At 61.6% G+C, this 21,621-nt stretch carries 17 protein-coding genes; 7 read left to right on the top strand and 10 right to left on the bottom strand.

What is annotated here, in order from left to right; genetic code table 11:
- The 3 genes from AC1DYF_RS36315 to AC1DYF_RS36305 all read right to left on the bottom strand — a co-directional run.
- Positions 1-706 (bottom strand): amino acid ABC transporter permease (locus AC1DYF_RS36315; protein ID WP_477883259.1); only part of this gene is annotated, 706 nt, incomplete at its 3' end.
- A 133-nt stretch (positions 707-839) separates the two neighbouring features.
- Positions 840-1,697, bottom strand: coding sequence for an ABC transporter substrate-binding protein (locus AC1DYF_RS36310; protein ID WP_477883257.1), 858 nt, complete (start codon positions 1,695-1,697; stop codon positions 840-842).
- 127 nt (positions 1,698-1,824) lie between these two features.
- The gene (locus AC1DYF_RS36305; protein WP_477883255.1) at positions 1,825-2,844 is read right to left on the bottom strand and encodes an isopenicillin N synthase family dioxygenase; all 1,020 of its coding nucleotides are present in this window, start codon (positions 2,842-2,844) and stop codon (positions 1,825-1,827) included.
- Positions 2,845-2,943: 99 nt separating this feature from the next.
- Between AC1DYF_RS36305 and AC1DYF_RS36300 the strand changes: the two genes are divergently transcribed.
- The 4 genes from AC1DYF_RS36300 (at position 2,944) to AC1DYF_RS36285 (ending at position 5,453) form a co-directional block, all read left to right on the top strand.
- Positions 2,944-3,888 carry a nucleoside hydrolase gene (locus AC1DYF_RS36300; RefSeq protein ID WP_477883253.1) on the top strand — a complete coding sequence of 315 codons (945 nt, stop codon included), beginning with the start codon at positions 2,944-2,946 and terminating at the stop codon, positions 3,886-3,888.
- An 84-nt stretch (positions 3,889-3,972) separates the two neighbouring features.
- Positions 3,973-4,593: a TetR/AcrR family transcriptional regulator gene (locus AC1DYF_RS36295; RefSeq protein ID WP_477883251.1), complete on the top strand. Its 621-nt coding sequence runs from the start codon at positions 3,973-3,975 to the stop codon at positions 4,591-4,593.
- 94 nt (positions 4,594-4,687) lie between these two features.
- Positions 4,688-4,960 (top strand): type II toxin-antitoxin system TacA family antitoxin, encoded by a 273-nt coding sequence (locus AC1DYF_RS36290; protein ID WP_477883249.1) that lies wholly within the window; start codon positions 4,688-4,690, stop codon positions 4,958-4,960.
- A 1-nt stretch (position 4,961) separates the two neighbouring features.
- Complete coding sequence (locus AC1DYF_RS36285; RefSeq protein WP_477883248.1) at positions 4,962-5,453, top strand: GNAT family N-acetyltransferase; 492 nt, start codon at positions 4,962-4,964, stop codon at positions 5,451-5,453.
- A gap of 46 nt (positions 5,454-5,499) precedes the next feature.
- Here AC1DYF_RS36285 and AC1DYF_RS36280 read toward each other — a convergent pair whose 3' ends face one another.
- The 4 genes from AC1DYF_RS36280 to AC1DYF_RS36265 are packed head-to-tail and all read right to left on the bottom strand — an operon-like array spanning position 5,500 to position 9,804.
- Positions 5,500-6,564 (bottom strand): NAD-dependent epimerase/dehydratase family protein, encoded by a 1,065-nt coding sequence (locus tag AC1DYF_RS36280; protein WP_477883246.1) that lies wholly within the window; start codon positions 6,562-6,564, stop codon positions 5,500-5,502.
- The gene (locus tag AC1DYF_RS36275) at positions 6,565-7,377 is read right to left on the bottom strand and encodes a formylglycine-generating enzyme family protein (protein WP_477883244.1); all 813 of its coding nucleotides are present in this window, start codon (positions 7,375-7,377) and stop codon (positions 6,565-6,567) included. It abuts the gene before it with no gap.
- Between the two features lie 58 nt (positions 7,378-7,435).
- Positions 7,436-8,158 (bottom strand): formylglycine-generating enzyme family protein, encoded by a 723-nt coding sequence (locus AC1DYF_RS36270; RefSeq protein WP_477883243.1) that lies wholly within the window; start codon positions 8,156-8,158, stop codon positions 7,436-7,438.
- On the bottom strand, positions 8,155-9,804 hold the full coding sequence (locus tag AC1DYF_RS36265; RefSeq protein WP_477883241.1) for a caspase family protein: 1,650 nt from the start codon (positions 9,802-9,804) through the stop codon (positions 8,155-8,157). The genes AC1DYF_RS36270 and AC1DYF_RS36265 overlap by 4 nt, the downstream gene beginning before the upstream one ends.
- A gap of 291 nt (positions 9,805-10,095) precedes the next feature.
- Between AC1DYF_RS36265 and AC1DYF_RS36260 the strand changes: the two genes are divergently transcribed.
- Entirely contained in the window at positions 10,096-14,451 is a 4,356-nt protein-coding gene (locus AC1DYF_RS36260) for a glycosyltransferase (protein WP_477883239.1), read from the top strand.
- Between the two features lie 107 nt (positions 14,452-14,558).
- Positions 14,559-14,981, top strand: a complete 423-nt coding sequence (locus tag AC1DYF_RS36255; RefSeq protein WP_477883237.1) for a hypothetical protein — start codon at positions 14,559-14,561, stop codon at positions 14,979-14,981.
- Between the two features lie 36 nt (positions 14,982-15,017).
- On the opposite strand, the gene AC1DYF_RS36250 is transcribed toward AC1DYF_RS36255, so the two are convergent.
- The 3 genes from AC1DYF_RS36250 to AC1DYF_RS36240 all read right to left on the bottom strand — a co-directional run bounded on the left by AC1DYF_RS36250 (position 15,018) and on the right by AC1DYF_RS36240 (position 19,391).
- Positions 15,018-16,034, bottom strand: coding sequence for a helix-turn-helix transcriptional regulator (locus AC1DYF_RS36250; RefSeq protein ID WP_477883236.1), 1,017 nt, complete (start codon positions 16,032-16,034; stop codon positions 15,018-15,020).
- Between the two features lie 140 nt (positions 16,035-16,174).
- Positions 16,175-17,158, bottom strand: coding sequence for an AraC family transcriptional regulator (locus AC1DYF_RS36245; protein ID WP_477883234.1), 984 nt, complete (start codon positions 17,156-17,158; stop codon positions 16,175-16,177).
- Between the two features lie 331 nt (positions 17,159-17,489).
- Positions 17,490-19,391, bottom strand: a complete 1,902-nt coding sequence (locus AC1DYF_RS36240; protein ID WP_477883232.1) for a HAMP domain-containing methyl-accepting chemotaxis protein — start codon at positions 19,389-19,391, stop codon at positions 17,490-17,492.
- Positions 19,392-20,060: 669 nt separating this feature from the next.
- On the opposite strand from AC1DYF_RS36240, the gene AC1DYF_RS36235 reads away from it, so the two are divergent.
- Entirely contained in the window at positions 20,061-21,437 is a 1,377-nt protein-coding gene (locus AC1DYF_RS36235; RefSeq protein ID WP_477883230.1) for a TadE/TadG family type IV pilus assembly protein, read from the top strand.
- Positions 21,438-21,621: the final 184 nt, after the last annotated feature.

The following is a 21,621-nucleotide window of genomic DNA, read 5'->3' as shown; positions in this document are numbered from 1 at the left end:
CCAGCGAGGTCAGCTTGAGCACATTGATCGCATCATTGCCGGTCGGCGGCACGACGAAGCGCATCGCCTGGGGCAAGATGATGCGTCTGAGGATCTTGCGATAGGACATGCCGAGCGCGCTCGCCGCCTCGGCCTGGCCGCTCGGCACGGACTTGATGCCGGCCCGGATGATCTCGGCCATATAGCCCGCCTCGCACAGCGACAGCGCCACCACGGCGGAGAGGAAGGGTGTCATCAGGTCATTGGTGCGCACCGAGAAGATCGTGCCGAAAAACGGCAGCGTCAGCGAAATCTCGCGCACCAGCAGCGACAGATTGAACCAGAAGATCAGCTGGATCAAAGCCGGCACGCCGCGGAAGAACCAGACATAGAGGCCGGCAAAGGCCCTGAGAACAGGGCTCGGCGACACGCGCATGATGGCAATCACCGTGCCGACGACGATAGCGACGGCCATGATCAGCACGGTCAGTATAAGCGTAGTTTCAAGACCGCGCAGGATCGGCGGATGGAGCAGGTAGCGCAAGGCCGTGTCCCAGGCAAAGGCGGGATTGACCGCGAATGCCCGGATGATCAGGCCGGCCAGGACAAGCGCCAGCACTGTCCCGACCCAGATGCCATAATGTCGCCGGGGAACGACCTTCAGGCGCAAGACCTGATCCGCGACGGCCATGTGGGCGCCGCCCCCGAGAGGATCTGCGATGCTCATGTCTCAATCCCTGCAGCGTCGAAACCGACGCCTGAGCCTATTTTAGCATCGAGCGCCGCTGCATCGGAGGATGCAACGGCGCTCGGTATCATTCAAGACGCGCTGAATAGGACGCATGTGCCGAACGACTGCATCAATCGGCACGCAGCGACTGCATGCTGTTGACGAAATAGGGTTCCTTGATCGCGTAGGAGCCCATGCCGTATTTGTCGAGGATCTGTTTGTAGGTGCCGTTCTTGAACAGTTCGCCGAGAGCGGCGACCATCATGTCGGCGGTGGCCGGGTCGTTCTTGGCGATCGCCATGCCGAGCGGTGCGACGTCATAGAGCGTCGGCAGGACGACGAGCTGGCCCTTGCTGGTCACTTCGAAATAGCTGGATGCCGTGGCGTCGTCCATGCGCGCATCGATGCGGTCGGAAAGCACGGCCTGGACGATGTCGGTCGACGAATTGAACACCGATTTCGCGATCGCTGCCTTGCCCTTGTCGGTGCATTCCTTGCTGAGCGTGTCGACGAGGAAATCGGACGCAGTGCCCGCCGACACGCCGATCTTCTTGCCACACAGCGGCAGGTCGCCGGAGAAGCTGGCCTTCTTGTCGGGTGTGGTCGACGCCGCGACGCCGGCCTTCATGAACATGACGAAATCGACCTGCTGCAGCCGCTCCGGCTTGGCCGAAAAAGTCTCCCAGGCGATCTTGAACCGTCCCGCGGCAAGGCCCGGGATCATTGACGGGAAGGGCGTGCGCTGAATGTCGAGCTTGGCGTCGACCAGCTTGGCCACTTCGCCCGCCAGTTCGATGATGATGCCGGCCTGGTTGCCATCGGCGTCGATATATTCGAACGGAGCGTAATCAAGCGTGTTGGCGACGGAGAGCTTGCCGGAGCTTTCGACATCGGGCGAACGCTTGACCTCCGCCGAAGTCGCCGGGCCGCTCCATACGGAAAGCAGCGCGCCAAGCGTCATGCCTGCCACTACCAGATGTCTTCTCATGTCAGACGTTCCTCTCATTGTTGTTGTCACTCCCAGCTGCGAAGGTTTTGGCTTTGCCCGTCCCTCGCGATGTCCGATCCGGCGCACCGGTCGAATCCTCCCAAACCTCGGCCCGCCGGCCGGCGCATCAGTGTCGCGCGGCCATGGCGCCTTGCGCCTGCTGCTTGCGATAGTGATAATTCTTGTCGATCCGCTCCATGAGATAGTCCCCATAGAGCACCGGCGGATATTTGGCCGTCGCGCCCGGTTGCACGCAGACCGGCAGCGCCTCGATCATCTCGTCCATGGACGGGTCGAAGAAGAACGGCTGCGAATAGCGTTCGCGACCGGTGCGATTGATGACGCGATGCGGCGTCGACACGAACAGGTCGTTGGACCAGCGGGCCAGGATATCGCCGACATTCATCACGAAGGAATCCGGCACAGGCGGGGCCGGCACCCATTCGCCGGCCTTGTTCTTGACCTCGAGGCCGCCGACATCGTCCTGCGCCAGAAGCGTGATGAAGCCATAGTCCGTATGCGGCGCAGAGCCGAACAGCCCTTCTTCCTGGGGCTGCGTCGGATAGTGCAGCAGGCGCAGGAAGGTGGTGGGGTCGTCGAAATAGCGGTCGAGGTCATCGGACGGCAATCCGAGCGAAAGGGCGATCGCGCCGACCATCTTGCGCGCCAGCGTGCTCATTTCGTCGACATAATGCTCGACCGTGTCGCGGAAGCCGGGCAGCAGAGCCTCCTCCGGCCATTGGTTCGGCCCCTGGAGCGGCTTTTCGGCCAACGCCTTGGGGTCGTTCGCATCCACTTCGTGCATGAAGAAGATCGACTCGCTCTGGTTCGGCTTGCTGACGGTGGCAACCGACGACGTGACGATGGTCGAGCCGGCAAAGGGCAGGAAGCCGCGGAAATTCCTGTCGATCTTGAGCCTGAGCTTCTGCTCGTCCGGAAGCGCGAAGAAACGCTTGCTGGCGTCGCGCACCGCCTCGACATCGGCGCGCGGAATCGGGTGGCCGACCACATAGAGAAAACCGATCTGTTCCAGATAGGTGCGCAGCGTTKCAGCCGTGGCGCGGATGGCGGCCTCGTCCTGGCCATAGAGCGGGGAGACATCGAGGATCGGGATCTCGGAAAAATCGCCTCGGTCGTTCGGGTTCATCGCCAACTCCTCTATTGAACATACGATACTGTATTGTATTTCTACACAGGAAAATGATATCGGCAATAGCTAATATTCAATGATCGGAAGCCCACCGCAATGACCCCACGCAAGATCATCATCGACACCGATCCCGGGCAGGACGACGCTTTCGCCATCCTGTTCGCGCTCGGCTCTCCCAAGGAGTTGGAGGTGGTTGGCGTGACGACCGTCGGCGGCAACGTGCCTCTTGCCCGAACCGCGGTGAATGCATTGAAAGTGGTCGAACTGGCCGGCCGGCCCGATATCCCCGTCTATGCCGGCTGCCCGGCGCCAATGGTCCGGCCGCTGATGACGGCGGAATATGTGCATGGCGAAACGGGCCTCGACGGCGCCGATCTGCCGGATCCGGTCACGCCGCTGCAGGCCGAGCACGCGGTCAACTACATCGTACGTGCGATCATGGCCGCGCCGGAAGGCGAGATCACGGTTTGCACGCTCGGTCCGATGACCAATCTAGCCATGGCAATGGTGATGGAGCCGCGCATCATCCCAAGAATCCGTGAGGTCGTGCTCATGGGCGGCGGCTTCTTCGAAGGCGGCAACGCCACGCCGGCGGCGGAGTTCAACATCTATGTCGACCCGCATGCCGCACACAAGGTGTTCGCCTCGGGTGTGCCGGTGACCATGGCGGGGATCGACTGCACCTATACGGCGCAGATGACGCCCGAGTGGCTGGACACGCTGCGCCGGACCGGCAGCCGGGCTGCGATAGAAGCCGCCAACCTCGCCGACTTCTATCGCCAATATGGATCGCACAAGTTTCCCACCGAAGCCCGGCCGATCCACGATGCCTGCGTCACGGGCTATCTTCTCGCCCCCGAAATCTTCGAGAAGAAACAGTGCTATGTGACTGTCGATATCTCGTCTCCGGTGACGATCGGCATGACAGTGGTCGACTGGTGGCACGTCACCAAACAGCCAAGGAACTGCAATGTGTTGCGCCGCATCGATCCGGCGCCGTTCTTCGCACTGATGCTGGAGCGGATCAGCGCACTTCCTTGATTCCGCTTACCCTTGTTGATAACGGCTGTAAGACAGACATCCGCCGTTATCAGCCACTTTGCAGGCTGGAGAGCAGAAGAACCCTTGGCAAAATCAGACCCGTCACGTGACGCTGCCGCAACATCGAAGAAGACCACCCCCCGGCAAACGCTGACGCGCGAGGATTGGATCGCGGCCGCGCGCAAGGCGCTCGAGAAGCGCGGCATTGCCGAGGTGAAGATAGATCGCCTCGCACGTCATTTCAAAATCACCCGCGGCAGCTTCTATTTTCACTTCTCGAGCCTCAAAGCCTTGCAACAGGCTCTGCTGGACGACTGGCGACGAACGAATTGCCAGCCGTTCCAGGCCATGGTCGACATGGAGGTCGTCGACGGGGTGCAGTTCTTCAGCGATATCGTGCATGTCTGGGTCGATGAAAAACCCTTCAGCCCCAAGCTCGATCTGGCGGTCCGGGACTGGGCGCGGGGCTCGAAAGAGCTCAATGCCGAAGTGACCGCTATCGACGAATTGCGCATCTCGCTTCTCGTCCGCGCCTTCCTCAAGATGGGCTATCCGGACAATGAAAGCGTCGTCAGGGCCCGCATCACCTATTTCCATCAGATCGGCCAATACGCCTTGTCGTTCAAGGAAGACCCGCTGGTGCGCCAAAGCTACCAGCCGCTGTTTGGGGATGTGCTGCTGGGACCGCTGGGGAAAAGCCCCTGACCTGTGAGACAAGTTCAGTGCGCCGAGATGGGCAACGGTTGAAAAGACCCACAAATGTGGGTATATTGATCTTATGGGATTTGGAAACAAGCCGATGGAAACGAGTGGAGACGATACGCTGAAAGTGCGGATGGATGGCGAGACACTTGCCATGATGGACGCCGCACGCGCCTATCTCAACCTCGACAAAAGCAAATTCATCCGCGAAAGCGTGCGAGAGAAGGCGGCTGCGGTGATCGCCGAACACGAACGCACCCGCTTCACCGGCGGGGATTGGCTTTCCTTCTTTGCAGCGCTGGAGCAACCGGCGCCGCCGACAGAGCGCATGCGCAAGGCGGCCAAAAAATTCCGCGACATCTCGGCCTGACATGGAATTCCTGGCGCTCGATCCGAAACGCCACGATCGCAAGGGTTTCGATTGCGGCGTCGCCGCGCTCAATACCTATCTAAAGCGCTTCGCTGGCCAGGATATCGCCCGCCGTCTGACGCGGGTCTATGTGCTGGCCGACGACGCGGAGATCATCGGCTACTATTCGCTCAGTGCACATGCAGTGGCGCGCGATGCTCTGCCGGAGACGATGCGTGTCGGCGCGTACACGGAACTCCCCTTTCTCCTGCTGGGTCGCCTCGCGGTCGCCAGCAAATGGCAGGGTCAAGGCTATGGCGACGCCCTGATCGTCCACGCCTTTGAGACGACGCGGACCACGGCCAAGGCTGTCGGCATCCTCGGAATGGTCGTCGACGCTAAAGATGAGAACGCCGCGAGATTTTACCAGGGCTTTGGTTTCCACCGCTTGGCCGGCACCGCGAACCGGCTCGTCTTGCCCATCACAGCCATGGACGGCCTGCTGGATACCTAGAGCACGCCCGTTTTGTCGGGATTTCATTCTTTCTCTGGGAGAGAGCCTAATCCCGCCGCGCTCCTGCAATCAACTCCGCAAATATCCCATCGAGGTCATGCCGTGGCCGCCATCCCGGATAATCCGCCCGAAACCGGCTCGTATCGGAAATCCACCAGGCATGATCACCATAGCGCTCGACAGGTTCTTCGACCCTGTCGATCCGCCGGCCCAGCATTGCACCGACGGTATCCAGGGCCTCGTTGACCGAACAAGAGAGCGCATAGCCGCCGCCCATATTGTAGACCTTGGGTCGGATGCGCTCGCTGGCGATGCGGCAGAGCGCGTCGGCGAGGTCTTCGGCGTGGAGATTGTCGCGCACCTGGAAGCCATTGTGGCCAATCACCCGGTAGCAGCCGGCGCTGACGGCCACCTTGGTGAGATAGGCGAGGAAACCGTGCAGTTCGGCGGCGCGGTGGCCGGGGCCGGTGAGGCAGCCGGCTCTGAGGCCGACGGTGAACAGGCCGAAGCGGGAGGTATATTCCTGGACATAGAGGTCGGCCGCGGTCTTGGAGACGCCGAACAGGCTATGTGCGGTATTGTCGATCGACATGCTCTCGTCGATACCGCGCGCATGGAACGGATGCGCCTCGTCGAGCACGAGACGCCGGCCCTCCGGCCTCAGCGGCAGCCGGTTGGGGTGGTCGCCATAGACCTTGTTGGTGCTGAGGAAGACGAAGGCGGCTGATGGCGCGTGGCGGCGCGTGGCTTCGAGCATGTTCAGCGTGCCGCCGGCATTGATGGCGAAATCCTGCACGGGATCGCCGGCCGCCCAATCATGCGACGGCTGTGCGGCGGCGTGGATGACGACGGCAATGTCCTTGCCGAGCGATTTGAAGATCGCCTCGATGCCCTCGGCATCCCTTATGTCGACGTCATGGTGGCGGTAACGGGCGAGGTCGCGTTCGAGGCGTTGCCGCTCGGGCAAGGTGCTGGCGGCGTCGCCGAAGAAGTGGCGGCGCCGGTCGCTGTCGATGCCAATGATGTCGAAGCCTTCGGCGTGAAACCGGCGCGCGGCGGCGGCGCCCACGAGGCCGGCCGAGCCGGTAATGACTGCAATCGAAGATGCCACTCAGTTCTTGTCCCGCATCACGCGCGTGCCGATGACGAAATTCTTGAGTATGATGCGATCGGCCCAGCTGTCGCCCAATCCGAAGCGCTTGGTCTCCGGGTCGTTCCAGCCGCCGCCGCGGAACACGGCATTGGAGCAGTCGCCCTTCAGGCAGTCATTGGTCCATTGCCAGACATTGCCAGCCACATCGTAAAAGCCCTCGGAGGTCGGCGGGAAAGCCTTGACCGGTGAGGTATAGACATATTTGTCGCTGCAATGGACCACCGGCCGCGGGTCCTTGGCGAACACCTTCTTGTAGCTCCCGTCGGCGATGTTGCCGCGGGCGCAGACATTGCCGAGTTTCTTTCCCCAGGGATATTTCGTCTTGTTCGGATGCGCCATGGCGTCGGATTCGGCGAAGGTCAACAGCCGGTAGGGCTTGCCGGTCTTCTTCGTCAGCCAGTCGGCATAGGCGACGGCATCGAGCCAGCTGATGCAGACGACGGGATGGTCGTCGGTCTGCTCGAAACCGGGAGACTGCCAGCTTGCCTTGTCATCATTGTTCCAGTTGACGCCGTCATTGAGCAGGCAGCCGCCTTTCGCGACGAAGTCGGTGTCCTGGGCGAAGGCTGCGAATTGCTTGCGGGTCACCAATGTCTGGCCGATCGCCGTGCCGTCCTTGCGGGCGATCAATTCGGGACAATCGCTGCAGTCCTTGATGATCTCGGCGGCGCTGGTGGTTGTCGTCCAGGAGACCATGGCCAGAAGCGTCATTGCCGTGCGAAACGGCCGGCCCCGCCCGGCGGAGCGGGCCACAGATGTCTTACGTCTCAAAGTCGTCTCCCTCACGGCACCCAAGCGCATCATATATTTTTAGCGAGATCCCTGCACCTCATTGCGGGTCGGTGACGACACGCAGGCCATAGGTGTTGAAGCGAATTTTCGGACTGTTCCAGATCGCCCTCGACACACGCAAGTCGGCCGGCGGACTGGCCCAGCTGCCGCCGATGAGATAGTGGTCGGCGCCATTGTTGACGGCGGTCGCTGTCCATTGCCAGGCATTGCCGACAACGTCTTCCAGACCGAACGGGTTCGGCTCGAAACTGCCGACCGGCGACGTCCCCTTGGTATCGAAGGCCGAGCCGCAGGCGAGGCAATTGGCTCTCCCCTCGCCGATGCTTTGCCCCCACCAGTAGGGCCCATCCTCGCCCGCCATCGCGGCATAGCGATATTCGGCCACGGTCGGCAGGCGATAGGTGACGCCCGCCTTGGCGCTCAGCCATTTCAGATAGGCCTCGACATCGGGCAGGTTCAGGCACACGACCGGGTCCTTGTCGGTCTGGGCGATGCCCGGATAATTCCACCGGCATCCCCAGTCCTGCTGCTGGTAGTTCGTCTCGTGGATGAAAAAGCCGTATTGCGCCCGGGTGATCTGCGTCTGGCTCATGCGCAGCCCGCTCGGCAAGGTCACCATGACCGGGCAGACATCATTGCAATCGCTGCTGGTCACGATCTTGGCGCGTGGCAGCACGAAGTCGTCGGCAAAGGCAGGCGCCAACCAGCTTTGTGCGATGGCACAGAGCAGCAGCCCCAGGGACCAGAATGCATATTTCATGAGGGTGACCCTAACTTGGCCAGCATCGGATCCGCTTCGGAAGCGCCCAGCGACTTCGCCTTGATCAGCAGCCGCCGTGCCTGTCCGAGATTTCTGCCGATGCCGAGGCCGTCGCGATAGAAGATGGCAAGATTGACGATAGCGGTCGGATTGTTCTTGTCGGCGGCGCGCTCCAGCCAGGCGCGCGCCACGACATAGTCCTTGTCCCAGATGTCGCCGCTCGCCAGCATGACGCCGACTGCCGTCTGTGCATGCGTCTCGCCCGTGGCGGCGGCGGCGACCACGAGATCAATCACCTGCTGCGAGGTCAGGCGCCCGGTCTGGGGCTCATTGATGCTGGCCTGGTAGGCCCTGATCGCCTGTTTCGTCGAGCGGTCGAGCACGCCGTTGATGTCCTGCGGCGGATAGCCCAGCGCATCCAATCCATATTGGATGATATTGACCGGCAGCGTGTCGGCGCGGTGTTGTATGGCGCTCGCCAGATCTTCCGGCGTGTCCGAATTCGTGTCGAGCTCGGTCCTGATCTGGGCCGCCCGCTCAAGCGCCTTGATCCGCGCCTCCGCCAGGTCGGCATTGGGACCGGACGGCATCCGGCGCAGATAGGCCCTGAAATCTTCCGGATTGCGGCTGGTGCGAATCGTCATCCAATAGACATCGTCGAGCGAGGCGGCGGACATGTCGCGCTGCTTGTCGGATGTGCGCAGCGAGTCCAGCCGGTCGAGCGCCAGCGAGCGGTAGAACGTGTCGTGATATTCTCCCAGAAACGCCACGATCGCAGTCTCGGTCCCGGCGCGAGAGGCATCATCCCAGGCTTTCGATATGCCATGGTCCTCCACTTTCGCGGTCTCGATGGGCTTGGGAACCAGATAGATCTCGTCTTCCCCGAGCGTGCCATAGGTGACGGGCGTCTGCTCGTTGTCGGTCTCTTCCCGCACCCGGGCGGCAACCTTGCGGAACACGAAATTCAGTTCGAGACCTGGCTCGTTCAGGGTTTTCAGCAGTGCGGTCGTGTAAGGACTATGATTGCCCTGGCCATCCATGGCGACAGCACCGGCATCCGCCGCAAAGGCCACCAGCGTCACGCCCGTGGGATCGACCCGCGCAAGCCCGCGCGTCACCGATCGCGACGCCCCGTCCTCCTGCATTTTTGCCAGGAACGGATTGTTCCGGCACGCGTCGAGGATCACCAGTCTGAGCTTGTGCGCACCATCCAGGGCCGAAATCACCCGTGGCAGCGAGATCGCTTCGTCCTGCACCGAACTGGCACGCGTAATCCGGGCATCCGTCGGAATGAGATAGTTGACGCCATGCATTTCGAGGCCGTGCCCGGCATAGAAGAACAGGGCGATATCAGCCTTGTCGGCAACCGTTTCGAACTTCTGCAGCGCGCCGCGAAAGCCCTGTGCATCGACGTCAAGCGCGGTTTGGACCACAAAACCCATCGAACGCAATTCCTTGGCGATTGCCTCGGCATCATTGCGCGGATTTGGCAGATGCTGAACCTGCTCATAGGCGCCGTTGCCGATGACGAGGGCGACGCGCGAGCCGGGCGGAAGCTTGTCCAGAACAGCACTGAGAGCAGGACTGACCAAAAACAGGAAAAGCAATTGCGTGAAAGCAACCAGCGCTAATAGACTTCTGAGCAAGCTGCCGTTCCAAACCGCAAATCGGAAACCACTGTGATCGCGCCTCAAGTCGTCTCCAATCCCATCACTGCCGCAAGGTTTGAACTGATAAAACCGACGATCTTGCATGGCCGTTTCCTGCTCGACTCTCGTCTTTCTGCTCGGTTTTCCGGCTTGACTTTAGGACGTAACTCTTACCACAGTTCAGGGAAAGCATAAAGTAACATCGGGAACAGCGGCGGCAGCTCAGGTCGGTGGGATTGTCTCGGACGTTCCGCATGCAATCTTTCGAGGAGAGCCCCCGACAAGTCGATGCGCAAACATCCATCCCTGAGCATAGTCATCACAAACTATAATTACGGCAACTATTTAGGGGCGTGCATCGGCAGTGCGCTACGCCAGACGCGCCCGGCATTGGAAATCATCGTCGTCGACGATGGCTCGACCGATGGCAGCATGGAGGTGCTCGAAGAGTTCGGCAGTCACATTCACGTTATCGGCAAATCCAATGGCGGTCAGGCGTCGGCTTTCAACGCCGGATTTGCGGCGGCGCGCGGCGATCTCGTCTACTTTCTCGATGCCGATGACATTGCCAGGCCGGAGCTCGTGGAAACCGTCACCAGTCTATGGCACGAGAGCCTCGCGGCGCTGTGCTTCGGCCTCGAATTGATCGATGCCGGCGGCCGCCACATGGGCGCATATGACATCCTGCCGCATGATATCGACAACCGCCAGATCTTCCTCAACACCGCCAGCTTCGATTTCCTCCCGACATCAGGCAATGTCTTTGCCAGACGGGTTCTCGAGCGTCTGATGCCGATGGAAGAAGCGCGCTGGCGCATCTGCGCCGATGCGGTCCTGCTCAGGGCCGCGGCGATCGAAGGCCGGATCATGCCGGTTCGCCGTACACTGGCCGCCTACCGCATCCACCCCAACAACAATTATTATATCCAGGGCGCATCCGATCTCTGGCGCGACCGCCGCGGCATGCGCGACCTCTCGGATCTGGCCGAGGGATTTGCCGGCGCGCCGCGCTACTTCGGCTCGGCAGGCGCCGCTGAGGACGAGCGGCACGAGCGCGATGCCAATGCCATCGTGCTGATGACATCCGGCATTCGCGCCCGCGCCGGCCGTGCCGCCAATTTCGACCACATGCATGCGACCGGCGGAGCGCTGAGGCGATTGGGCCGCAGGATTGCCGGCGCCTCGCTGCCGTTGCGCGCCAGGCTCGGCCTGCCCGCAGCGCTTTACGCCACGTCGCTGCTGGCCGAACGCTCCACAACCTTGCGGCGCTGGCTGGTGGAACCGGGCCACAGGCCTGCCGCGGTGCTCTGGGCGCTCGATCGTCTCGGTTACCAAGATTTTGCCGCCTTGCGACGCGACGCCGGCGTTCCGCGCTGGCGGGAGCCACAAGTGCCCGGCCGGATCTATAACTTTACCGAGACGACAGAAGGCCTGCCGATCCTGCGCCATGGCTGGCGCATGCACTCGCTGCCGGATTTCGCCTCGATGACCGGCACCAGGGCGCAATTGTCGATCTGCTTCAACCCCTCGCCTGCGGCGCATGTGGTCAAGCTTTCGGTCCTGCCCCATCATGCCCGGCCGGACATATCGATGCGGCTGCTGGTGAGATTGCACGGCCAGGTCCTGGTCTCCTCAGAGATCTCAGGCGCTTGCCTGGTCGAGGTGCCGCTGCCGGAACGGGCGACCGCGCATGGCGGCGAGGTTCTGCTGGAACTGGAGCTTGAAAAGCAAGCCGTGCGCGGTGGTAACCGGCTTCACCGTCTCAGGGCGGCCGTGCCGACCATCGCGCTCGAAAGCATCGCTGTCGAGCGCGCAGAGACCCTCTGGCGCTCGGCCTATATCGAAGACGGCGCGCTGCGCCCCTTTGCCGACCTGCTCGATGCCGGGCAGTCAACCGGATTTGTCGCCCTCCCATCCGGATCGGGCGAACTCAGCGAACCCACCGGCCAGGCGCGGCTGTCGCTTCTCACGACGCAAGCGCCTTTCGTCCTCACCCTGCATCTGCCGCCGGAGCAACCATCCGGTCTCATGCGCATCAGCGGCGACGGGCGGGAATTTTACTATGGTCAATGGGGGGTGGCGGATCGGTTGGAGATCGACCTGCCAGCCATGGCCGGCGTCGACAATCGGCTGATAGTGCTGACATTCGCCTTCAAGCCCAGCGACATGCTCGACATGCGCCGGCCGGTGATCGCGGCGATCGCCTTCCGCAAGACGCGCAGCGAATATCATCTCGGCTTGCAGACCGGCACGACAATTGCCGCGCCCTCGGTCAATCCAGGCCAGCATTTCAACTTCTTCCGAGATTCACCGGCCCAGGCGGCTTTGGCCAAGGGCTGGCACCAGGATCACGAAATGATGCCTGTCGCCACCGAAGGCACGGCCGACCTCATCCTGCGTCTGCCGGGACGCGGCGGGCCCGCGAGCGCGGTCATGGAAGTGACACCTATTCTCGATCCGATGGAAGGGCTCAAGCATGTGATCGGCGTGTCGCATGACGGCCATCTGCTGGTGCAGACGCTGCTCGAAGGCGCCGCCGAAATCGACGTTCCGCTGGCCGGTCTGGTCGGACGCAGGCAGGGTGCCGTCGAACTGTCGCTGCATTCCTTCCTGGTGGCGGATGGCGATGACAGCATCCGCCCCGGCCCGATCCGTCTCGAAAGCATCCACTTCGCAGGCGCAATGCCCGACCATCCGGCATCGGCGATCTTCGCAGCGCCCCAGCCCGCCGGCGAAGACCACGCCCTGTGGGCCGGAAGCGTCGAAGCCTGCCTGTCGGCGGCCGTGGCCTTCATCGACAATATGCCGGCCTGGGAATTCGAAGGCTCCGATAGCGACGCCTCGGCGCACACGCTCATAAAATTTCGCAGCAAGTTGATTGCCGCACTTTCCCGGTTGGGAGACATCGGCCTCAATGGCATTCTCACCAGTGAGACGACGCTGAGGCAGATTTTTCGCCTCCAGTCATCGATCGACATGGTCTGCGGCGACACTGTGCATGCGGACGGACTCGACCAATGGCCGGGCGAGCCGACCGAGGCGCTGGGACGGGCCCTGATCGCGCTCGCCGGCGGCCCGGCCTGGGCAAGCGCCGCATTGGCCGACCTCACCGGCTTTCCGCCGCAACTCCTCTGGCACGTTCCGGCGCTGGCCGGGTTTCTGACGCGATCGCCGTCGCATATCCCGGAACCGGAAGACCGGGAGGCCTATGCCCGCTTCGTCGAACGCCTGGTGGCCAGCGCCGACGAATGCCTGGCACGGCAACCCGAAAATTCTGCGCTGCACCTGCTGGCAACCGAGATCATTCGCAGCCTTCAGCCCCGGCATCTTCTGTTCTCCACCGGCACGGCGGTTTCCACCGTCGCGACCATGGGGCGAGCGATCGAGCGCCAGTTGCTCCAGGAAAACTATCCGCTCGCCTGGCTTCCGCCGGTCCCCGATAGCGCACGCTCCAGGCTGCGTGTCGGCGTGGTCATGCGCGCCTGGGACCACGCGCCGGAACCGCGGATCATTGCCGGACTGTTCGCCGCCGCCGACCCGCGCCTGCAAACGGTGCGGATCACGCTGACGACACCCGATCCGACGCTCGACAGCGGCGATTTCGACGCGGTCATCAATCTCGACGGGCTCGCTGTGGGAGAAGCCGTCGACACCATCCGCGCGGCACGACTGGACGTCGTCCTGCTCGGCTCCTATTTCCTCGGTCTCGACCAATTGGCGACCATCGCCGCCCACAGATTGGCACCGGTGCAACTGGCCATGGCGGCGATTTCACCGACATCGACAGGGTTTTCATCCTTCGACGGCATGCTGACCAGCGAGGAACTGGACCCAAGCTCGGCGCCGCCGGGCTATTGCGAGCGGATCATCCGGCTCCCCGGCCCGGTTCAGCGCTTCGGTCAGCCTGGTCCGGATGAGCCGGTATCCAAGGTCCTTCGCACCCCTGACTTCCGGACAAAAATCAGAACGCTGCATGGCCTGCCGCCGGACGCCACGCTCTATGTCAGCGGCGCGATGGTGCAGAAAATCGGTTCCGACCTTCTCGATGCCTTTGCCAGGATCTTGCAGGACGTCGATGACGCGACAATCGTCCTCTATCCTTTCGCGGCCAATTGGCTGACGAAATTCTCGCCCGCCGCTTTCCGGCGCATCGTCAGAGAGGCGCTGGCGTCGCGCAACCTGCCGGCGGAGCGCATCCGCATCCTGGCGCCGCTGTCGCGAGAGGAGGTCGCGGATCTCCTGGCCAGCGCCGATGTCTACCTCGACAGTTTCCCCTATGCCGGCGCGACGACGGTCGTCGAGGCGCTGGAGCAGAACTGCCCGGTGGTCGCGCTGGAAGGGGCCACCCAAAGGGCGAGGCAAGGCGCTGCCTGGGTCAGGCAGGCCGGCCTGGAGGTTGCGTCGACGGTCGACGACTATGTCGAAACCGCCATACGCCTGGGCAAATCCGATGATATCAGGGCCGCTGCCCGCGCCAGGATCGAAGCCTATCTTGCCGCCGGACCAGGGCACCGAGGCAATTCCGAATTCGCAACCGCGTTCGCCGACCGGCTGCTGTCGGTTGCGGCGGAGCGTGGCGTGCATATCGCGCCTGACGCCTCACCTTCCCCATTTTCGGACGAAGGACAGTCCGGCAACACGTGATGTTGAATTGCCGCGCTGCGCTTGCAGACTTGACTTCCCAAAGCAATGCCGTAACTCTACTTGGCAGATGTTGGCATACCGGTTTTGAGCCGAAAGGTAGTGGCGGCATGGGTGACCAGGATAAAAACAAAGCGCGCGCGCTGAGATCGCTGCTTTTGTCGGTATCGGTGGGCGGCCTGCTGACGGCAGGGTGCACCACGAATTCCGGCCCAGAAGCCAGACATATGCATGCCGACCAGGAGGCCAGACATGCGCCGATGGCCGACAGGGATCGCTGCTCGGCCGCTGTTGCCAGCAACAGCCCCGCCGCCGTCAATTCGGTCCTGCGCCATGCGCCCGACGATCCCTGCATTCCGGCCATGCTGTCGGCGCTTCCACCGAACGTGCTGGCGCGCGTCAACCGGCATCTCGTCATGCGGCTGCCGCCGGCGCAGCTCAACGCCATTCCGCGCTCGATACTGGCGCAAATCGGCCAGGCAGAGTCTGCCCCGCCGAAAAGAACCGAGTCGGGCCAAGGGCGCCAGTATTAAAGGCCGTCAGTAATAGCCGAATACTTTATCGGCCCTTTATCGCTCCCCGTCATCGGAGCGAGCTCTTCCGCGTGGGCGTGGCGGCCCGGAATGTCTGTTGCGGTGCAGCGACTCCAGCGGCAGCTCTCCGAATGCGTGACGATACAAAGCCGAGAAACGACCCATATGGGCAAAACCCCAGCGTCGGGCGATTTCCGAAACGGTGCCCGCCGCACCGAAAGCGATCTCCTCGCGCACCGCCTGGAGACGAAGCAGGCGTAGAAATTCGAGCGGCGTCATGCCCTTGAACTGCTGGAAGGCGACTTGCAGCGCCCGTACGCTGACGCCGGCCTCGCGGGCGATGTCGTCGACATCGAGCGGCCGGCTGAGATTGGCCGCCATATAGTCGATGGCGCGTTTGACCTGCCGCGGCACGGCAGCGATCACCGGGCGTTCCAGCACGCCGGAATAGCGATGCGGCACGTTTTCGAGCAGGGCTATCATGATCGTGCGGAACAGATATTCGGTCGAGCGCAACGACAGCGCGTCGTCGCCATCCTGCTGCAGATTCTTCCAGAGGAACCGGCCGAGTTCCGCCAGACGGTCATGCGCCGCCTGGCCCGGCGGAATTTCCAAACTTATGTCGAGGTCATGCACAGCCGGGCCATCCAGGAGCGCACTGAGCTCGCGCTTCATCGCGGCGCGTGAAAATGCGATGCCGATATGAGAACGCTCCTGATGCAGTTTCAGACGTTCACAACGCGCAAGATCGGCAGCCAATATGCTTTTGGAAGTGGAGGCGAGCGACTTGTTGCCCGATGCCAGCTCCATCGCACCTGAGCTTGGCAGATAGATCGCAAAGGCATCCGGAGGTTCGGTGAAACTGACCTCCATTCCCGATCGGCAGCGGCCGGACCAGATATCGAATTCGCCGACGGAGAAGTGCAGGTCCTCGACCGACACCTTGCTGGCCCGAGCGATAGGAAACACCTGAACGGGCTTTAGCGTTCGCCTGTAGTGATCGCGCAATTGCTCGACGTCTGCCTCTACGACCTCGAACCGGGATTTTCGCATCTCGTGGTGTTCTCTGTGAAAACGCAGCAGACTCGGATCGCCAATCCATAGCAATTTTGTGTGCCGGGTGAAATGCGGCGCTGGATTGAGATCGCTGCCCGGTTTTCCGACACGTCAGTCGGCGACCTGTCCCGTCGCATTCACGGCGCCCTGCGATGTCTGCGCAGCGTCTCGGCGGGAAACTCGCCAAAAGCCTCACGGTAAAGCGCCGAAAGGCGGCCCATGTGATTGAAACCCTGCCGCCTGGCAAGTTCCGCTATGGATTCACCCTTGGCTTCGATGAGATCAYGCCGAAGGCCATTGAGCCTCAATTCGCGCAGATGCTGCTGCGGCGTCATATCCTTGAATTGCCGGAATGCGGCTTGCAGGGCGCGCGTGCTGACACCAGCCTCCCTGGCTATGTCCTGCATTTCGAGCGGGCTGCCAAGATTTTCCACCATGAAGTCGATCGCCCGTTTGACGTGACGTGGCGTCGCGGCGGAAACGGGTCCGGCCAACGCCGCGGAATAGCGATGCGGGAAACTGTCGAGCACCGTCACCAGGATCGTCTTGAACAGTTGCACGGTCGAGTGCAGCGACAATTCTTCCTCGGGGTCTCTGGCGAGCATTGTCCAGAGCAGACCGCCGAGCGACATCAGCTGTTCGAAGGGCCGGGTGCCGCTCTCGACCTCCAGAGCCAGGTCGATATCCGGGCCGATCTGCGCATCGAGAAGTTCGCTGAGCTGGCGCCGGACGGAATTTCGATCGAAGCTGATGCCGATATGCGAGCGGCCGCCATGCTTGCGCGTCGAGTCGGTGCGGGCAAATTCGGAAACGATTAACCGGCCGGAATTCGACACCAGCGGCTTGCCGTGACAGCTGACCTCCATGACGCCATCGAGGGGGAGATAGAGGGCATAGGCGTCCGGCGGCTCGGCAAACCGTGCTTCGATGCCTGTTCGGCACCCGGTTCTCCAGATGTCGAAGCCCGGCACCGAGAACTGACAGCCCTCGATCGAGAGCACGGATGTATCGCCGATCGGCTTCAACCGAACACAGGTTCGGGTCTTGGGCATGCTGGCTCTGACCTGGTCGATATCGGTCTCGACGAATTTATAGCGGGAAACCAGCGGTCTTGTAGCCATCGTCCTCTATGATCTGGCGGGCAGTCATTGACCGCGCCCCGCCTGCCGTTGACAGGACCGGCGGCACGCGGCCATCGCATCTCCTGACCTACCTATCAAGAGACAAGGGGTTTGGGCAGGCATTTCGAATATCTTCGCTGGATTTCCTATCCAGGAGGCGCGCGAAATATCCACAATCCGCAGAAAGTTGCTGAGGACCGGCCTCACCCTGCGAGAATTCACGCCCCGTCACCTTCGAAATGCGTGCTGCGGGCATAGTGTCGGACACGTCGCCCGCGGCGAAAACCGCGGGCATCAGGATCGCCGTGGTGTCCGGCAATGCAGATCCGGCCTATCGCCGGTCGCTGCCGAAGGCCTGCGCGATCCGGCCCATCATCTGCCGGCTCGGTGAGGCGACCGGTGCGGCGTCATATGCGGCAGGCGTCGGCCGATAGGTGGCCCCAGAGCCCCGGCCAAGTTGAAATTGCTGCAGCAGGCGCTTGAGGCTGTCGACCTCGGTTGCCAGACTTGCGCTCGCGGCCGTCGTTTCCTCTACCATCGCGGCGTTCTGCTGCGTCGTCTGGTCCATCTGATTGACGGCGGCATTGACCTGAGACAGGCCGGTGGCTTGCTCGGCCGCCGACACCGCGATGGCCTCCATATGGTTGTTCATCTCGGCGATGTATTGGCCGATCGTCTTGAGCGCGACACTGGCGTCGCGCACCAGGCGAACGCCGCTGCTGACCTCTGCCGTGGAGTTCTGGATCAGCGCCTTGATCTCCTTGGCGGCGTTGGCGGATCGCTGCGCCAGTTCGCGCACCTCCTGGGCGACCACGGCGAAACCCTTGCCCGCTTCGCCGGCGCGTGCCGCTTCGACCCCGGCATTGAGCGCCAGCAGGTTGGTCTGGAAGGCGATCTCGTCGATGACACTGATGATGTTGGCGATCTGCTGTGAGCTTGTCTCGATTTTTTGCATCGCATTCTCGGCCTGCGACACCACTTCGGCCGATTCCAGGGCCGACTGATTGGCTTTGACGGCCACCGATCGCGCTTCCTGGGTGCGTTGGGTGGAATTGCTGACATTGACGGTGATTTGATCCAGGGCCGCGGCCGTCTCTTCCAGCGCCGCAGCCTGTTGCTCGGTGCGCTTGGAAAGGTCGGCAGCGCTGGACGCGATCTCGCTCGTGCCGCTATCAATGGTGCCGAAACCGCCTGTCACCGCACGAAGGGCCTCGCCGAGCTGCTCGACGGACTGGTTGAAATTGTGCCGCAGCGCTTCGAAATCCGGCGCGAAAGCCTCCCTGAGCTCGAACGAGAGATCGCCGGCGGCCAATTTCTGCAGGCCGTCCGCCAGGCCGGCAGTGGCAATACGCAGCCGTTCCGTCGCCTGGGCTTCGGCCTGTTCCTGGGCGGCGATTCGGTCGGCCTCGGCCTGCCGGCGGGTGGCTTCCGTCTCCGCCTCCAGCCTGCGATTGGCAATCGCCGCCTGCTTGAAGACATCGACGGCTCCCGCCATCGCACCAATCTCGTCAGCGCGTCCGGCATAGGGGATTTCAAGATCAAGGGCACCGCCGGCGAGCCGGCGCATGGCGTCGGTAATGCGGTTGATCGGCCGCGAAATCTGGGTCAAGGCAAAGGCGATCACACCGATGCCAATGAAGAATGCACCCAGGACAATGGTGTACGTGCCATTGATCGTGTATTGCAACGTCAACTGGTTGTCGGCGCCGGCGGCTTTCGCGCCGTTTGCGTTGAAGGCAACCAGTGCATCGAGTTGCTCGTCGATTTTACCGGCAAGCGCCTTCATGTCGCCATTGATGACTTTCTTGGCCTGGTCGTCCTGGTTCTTTCGGGAGAAGACAAGCATGCCATCGGCGGCTTTCACGTAGGCGGCGTAATCCTGCTCCAGCAGTTCGAACCTTTGCTGCTCCTCGCCCGGCTTGAGGTCCCTTTTATAGACGGCCATATTGGTCTCGAATATCTTCTTCGCGTCCGTGATTTGCGCTTCCGCTGCCGTCTGTTCGTCGTCCGTAACGGCCAGCACATGGTTGCGCAGCGCAATCCTGATATCGCCCATATTGACGTTGATCTCCTTCATCAGCAGAGCTGATGGCATGAGGTCATCGACCAGCTGGTCATTATGGGAGTCGATCGTCATCAGCGATGAAACGGACATATAGGCAAGTCCGCCAGTCATGGTGAACATGCCCAGAAGGCATGAAACGAGGGCGACCTTGATTGACGGGCGCTTCATGTAAAATCTCCGACTAGAAAATGAATACCAATGTATGTTTCCGAATAATGAGGTTAATAACCGCTAAATCGACCGACAACCTGCCCACCCGCGGCCAAGGAAGAAGCGCTTTGCGGACATTCCTGCGTATCATGGATATTCACAACGGGATGCTTAAACAGCAGCTGTTCATAGCCTAGGCCAGCAGACTGGTCTTGAGAGGCTGAAATATTCTTCTGGTGAACGGGTGACAACAACTTAAATGCGGTTTATCAATTTTCGGAGGTGAGGCACAAGCGAATCATCGCCTCCCTCCGACAGACCGGCTGCGCGCAACCAGTGCATCGCCTGACCGACATATCAAAGGATGGGTCGTTTACAGGCATTTCAAACATCTCTGGTCTTGTTCCTATCCAAGAGCCGCGCGACCTATCCACAATCCGCAGCAAACCGCTCGCGGCAAGCTTCCCCTTTCCGGAATCAACGTTTCGTTAACCACGTCGCATGAACGTTGCTAACGCGAAGGCACAGGACGTGCCGGGCGATCCCGGCGATCGCAACGCGCTTCACTGGCGACGGATTGCTCCGAGCGCTCCACCAAATCCCCCTGCACCGCGAAAAGGAAGTAGGAAGCGAATGCACGAGGTCTTTCTCCTGGTAGCAAAGCCAATGAAGATGTTCGGGAATCGGATGTCTGCATTGATCAAGGAAAAATCAGGGAATTTCGCCATAACGGCGGCAATCCTTCTGATCCCGATGATCATCGCCATTGGCTGCAGCGTCGATTTCGTTCGCGCCTGGAACACCAAGCTGAAAATGCAGAGCGACCTCGATGCGGCCTTGATTGCGGCGGTCAAAGAGGTGGATTCGCTTACCGAAGACAAGCTTCAGGCAAAAGTCGCCCAATGGTTCGCCGCGCAAGCCAATCTCGGCGATGCGACCTATTCCCTGTCCAATGTCAGCATTTCCGTGACCAAGACCGACAGGACCATCCAGGCATCGGCGACGGGCACCATTGAAACCTCCTTCCTGAAGATTGCCAATATCAACACGGTCGATGTCGCCGCGACGTCTGCCGTTGCAGGCCCGGCCACCGCCTACATGGAAGTCTATATCGTCATCGATAAGTCGGCGTCGATGCTGCTGGCCTCGACGACGGCTTACCAGACCAAATTGCGCGCCGACGCCAACATCACATGCGAGTTCGCCTGCCACGATACAACCGATCCGGTCTATAAGAAGGGCACCACCACCAAGCTCGCCAACAGCTATTATGACTATATCAAAGCGAAGTATGGCGCTTCGCTCAGAGCCGATGTCGCGGCGAGTGCCGTCTCCGAGGTGCTCGATGTCATCGATGCCGCCGACACTTCCAACGGGCGGATCAAGGTCGGCCTCTATACGCTCGGGGAAAACATCACCGAGGTTCTCGCCCCGACGACGTCCATCTCTCAAGCCGAGAGCACGCTCAGCAGCGACACGCGGCTGACCAGCGCCACATCGGAAGCCGGGACCTATTTCGACGTCTCGCTGACGGCATTGCAGAAGAAGGTCGGCGTGGCCGGCGACGGCACCTCGGCGGCCTCCCCGCTCAAGCTGGTCCTGCTGCTCACCGATGGCATCCAGTCCGAGCGAAACTGGGTCCTCTGGTGGCTGCAGCCGAACTACAATGTCCTCAACTGGACCTCCAGCCAGTCCGACGCCACGAAGAAGAAGATCTGGAATGTCGTGACACCCTTGAACCCCAATTGGTGCAAAGGCATGAAGACCAACGGCGCAACGATCGGCGTGCTCTATACCGAATATCTGCCGGTCACGGCGGACTGGGGCTATAACGCCACCGTGGGCGCCACCATGGCATCGAGCAATTACAAATCGACCTGGAATGCGACCATGCGCAGCGGCGTTTCTTCGAGCACCACCCGCCAGGCCTATATTCCCTATGCCCTTAAGGACTGCGCCTCCACCGAAGACATGTTCCTCATGGCAAACGACCCCGACGAGATCGAATCGGGGCTGTCATCCCTGTTCACCCAATATGCCGGAAGCGTGCATCTGACGCAGTGATGAAGAACAGCATGCGCTATCGCAATAATCTGCCGTCAGCGGGGCCGGATGCCACTCTACCGGGATCACACAAGCCTGATTCATCTGCGATTTGAAGATCTTACGGAGGCATGCGCCTATCCGTCCGGCGCAGATTTTTATCCAGATTGCGCATCAATCGATCTCCCCCGGAGATCAATCGGCG

This window comes from Rhizobium sp. P2_G9 (assembly GCF_056403475.1).
This window is presented reverse-complemented; position numbering and strand designations above follow the sequence as displayed.

Bases quoted from the DNA above. Each gene is read 5' to 3' on its own strand.
- AC1DYF_RS36310 (WP_477883257.1), bottom strand. From the start codon at position 1,697: ATGAGAAGACATCTGGTAGTGGCAGGCATGACGCTTGGCGCGCTGCTT.
- AC1DYF_RS36300 (WP_477883253.1), top strand. From the start codon at position 2,944: ATGACCCCACGCAAGATCATCATCGACACCGATCCCGGGCAGGACGAC.
- AC1DYF_RS36290 (WP_477883249.1), top strand. From the start codon at position 4,688: ATGGAAACGAGTGGAGACGATACGCTGAAAGTGCGGATGGATGGCGAG.
- AC1DYF_RS36285 (WP_477883248.1), top strand. From the start codon at position 4,962: ATGGAATTCCTGGCGCTCGATCCGAAACGCCACGATCGCAAGGGTTTC.
- AC1DYF_RS36270 (WP_477883243.1), bottom strand. From the start codon at position 8,158: ATGAAATATGCATTCTGGTCCCTGGGGCTGCTGCTCTGTGCCATCGCA.
- AC1DYF_RS36260 (WP_477883239.1), top strand. From the start codon at position 10,096: ATGCGCAAACATCCATCCCTGAGCATAGTCATCACAAACTATAATTAC.
- AC1DYF_RS36255 (WP_477883237.1), top strand. From the start codon at position 14,559: ATGGGTGACCAGGATAAAAACAAAGCGCGCGCGCTGAGATCGCTGCTT.
- AC1DYF_RS36250 (WP_477883236.1), bottom strand. From the start codon at position 16,034: ATGCGAAAATCCCGGTTCGAGGTCGTAGAGGCAGACGTCGAGCAATTG.
- AC1DYF_RS36240 (WP_477883232.1), bottom strand. From the start codon at position 19,391: ATGAAGCGCCCGTCAATCAAGGTCGCCCTCGTTTCATGCCTTCTGGGC.
- AC1DYF_RS36235 (WP_477883230.1), top strand. From the start codon at position 20,061: ATGTCTGCATTGATCAAGGAAAAATCAGGGAATTTCGCCATAACGGCG.